Origin of the sequence: Kitasatospora sp. NPDC058218, assembly GCF_042882445.1 — a bacterium.
In the GTDB taxonomy this organism is placed as follows: domain Bacteria; phylum Actinomycetota; class Actinomycetes; order Streptomycetales; family Streptomycetaceae; genus Kitasatospora.
Genome location: NZ_JBHVWC010000158.1, coordinates 1 through 2,371, shown reverse-complemented (window position 1 = coordinate 2,371; position 2,371 = coordinate 1). Strand labels below are relative to the sequence as shown.

Genomic DNA, 2,371 nt, shown 5'->3' with positions numbered 1-2,371 from the left:
GGGTCCGGGAGGGTGCGCTGGGCGCGTACACGCATCAGGACCTGCCGTTCGAGTACCTGGTGGAACACCTGCGGCCCGAACGCGACCTCTCCCGCAACCCGCTCGTCCAGGTCGTCTTCCAGATCGTCAACGACCTGCCCGACTGGACGGCGCTGGGCGACCTGGACGTCTCGCTCTTCCGCACGGACCGCGAGTTCACCCGCATGGACCTGGAGGTCTACCTCTTCCCCGCCGACGACGGCGGACTGACCGGGCGGCTGGTGTTCAGCCGCGCCCTGTTCGACGAGAGCACCGTCGAGCGGTTCGTCCGCCACCTCGACACCGCCCTCGGCGGGCTGCTGGCCGATCCGGACCGGCCGATCTCCCACCTGGCCCTCCTCGACGACACCGAGCAGGAACGTTTCCTCAAGGCGGGGAACGACACGGACCGCCCCCTGCCCGAAGCCTCGCTGCCGGAGCTGTTCGCCCGGCAGGCGGCCCGGACCCCGGACGCGGTCGCCGTCGAACTGCCGGACGGCTCCACGTACAGCTACGCGGAACTCGCCCGGCGGGCGCACCGCCTCGCCCATCGCCTGCTGGCCGCGGGCCTCGCCCCCGAGGAACCCGTCGGCCTGCACCTCGACCGCGGCCTCGACCTCGTCGTCGCCGTCCTCGCGGTGCCGGCCGCGGGTGGCGCCTATCTGCCCCTCGACCGGCGTGATCCGGCCGCACGCACCCGCCTGCTCCTCGACGAGGCGGGCGCACGCCTCGTCCTCAGCGACCGGCCCGACGCCACCGGGGAGATCCTCCGCGGCACCGGCGTCACCACCCTCGCCACGACGGCGGACGGTGAGGGCCCGGACGACCGGCCCGAGGTCGCGCTGCACCCGGACATGCTGGCCTACGTGATGTACACGTCCGGTACGACCGGTGTCCCCAAGGGCGTGGCGGTGACCCACCGCAACGTCATCGGCCTGGCACTCGACTCCCGCTGGCGCAACGGGAACCACGAACGGGTCCTGCTGCACTCGCCGCACGCCTTCGACGCCTCCACCTACGAGCTGTGGGTGCCGCTGCTGACCGGCGGCCGGGTGGTGGTGGCCCCGCCCGGCGAGCTCGGCACGGCCGACCTGAGCCGGGCCGTCACCCGCGGCCGGGTGACCGGACTGTGGCTCACCGCGGGCCTGTTCGGCCTGCTGGTCGACGTGGCCCCGGACACCTTCGCGACGGTGCGGGAGGTGTGGGCCGGAGGCGAGGCGGTGTCGCCGGAGACGGTGAGCGCCCTGCTCGCCGCCCACCCCGGCATCCGGGTCGTCGACGGCTACGGGCCGACCGAGACCACCACGTTCGCCAGCAGCCACCCCATGACGGCCGCCGACCTGCCGATCCGGTCCGTGCCCATCGGCACGCCCCTGGACAACACCCGGGCCTACGTGCTCGACAGCCGGCTGCGACCCGTTCCCACCGGTGTCACCGGCGAGTTGTACCTCGCCGGGGTCGGCCTGGCCCGCGGTTACCTGGGCCGCCCCGGCCTCACCGCCGAACGGTTCGTCGCCGACCCCTTCGGCGCGCCCGGCGGCCGGCTGTACCGCACCGGCGACCTGGTGCGCCGCCGCGCCGACGGCGTGATCGAGTACCGGGGCCGGGCCGACGAGCAGGTCAAGATCCGTGGCTTCCGCATCGAGCCCGCCGAGGTCGGCGCGGCACTGGAGCGGCAGGAGTCCGTCGCCGCCGCGACCGTGCTCGTCCGGGAGGACCGCCCCGGCGAGCGCGAACTCGTCGGCTACGTCGTGCCCAGGGGCAACCCCGAGCCCGAGGAGTTCCTGGCCACCGTACGGGCCGGCCTCACCGCGGCGGTGCCCCGCCAGCTGATCCCGTCCTCCCTCGTCGTCGTGGACGCGATCCCCCTCACCGCGTCGGGGAAGGTGGACCGGCGCGCCCTGCCCGCTCCGCAGCGGCCGGAGCCGACCGGGGGGACCTCGCCGCGCACCCCCGAGGAGCGGACCCTGGGCGCGGTGTTCGCCGAACTGCTCGGGCTCGAAGCGGTCGGGATCGACGACAACCTGTTCACGCTGGGCGGCCACTCCCTCATGGCGGCCAGGATGGTCGCCCGGATCCGCTCGGACCTGGGCGTCGAGATCCCCCTGCGCATGGTGTTCCAGCACGGCACCGTCCGGGAGCTGGCGCCCCTCCTGGCGGACGCGGCGCACCGAACGGACGGCCCCGCGCTCGTCCCCGTCGACCGTGACCGGCCGCTGCCGCTGTCCTTCGGCCAGCGCGGCCTCTGGCTCGCCGATCAGTTGTCGCCGGGGAGTGCGGCGTACAACGTGCCGTTCGCGGTGCGGGTGCGGGGTGGGTTGGACGTGGGTGTGTTGGGTGGGGCGTTGTCGGT

The 2,371-nt window shown here is 74.3% G+C and carries 1 protein-coding gene; it reads left to right on the top strand.

From position 1 onward, the window contains the following. On the top strand, window positions 1-2,371 hold a 2,371-nt coding region (locus tag ACFVYI_RS42365), incomplete at both ends, for an amino acid adenylation domain-containing protein (RefSeq protein WP_387895456.1).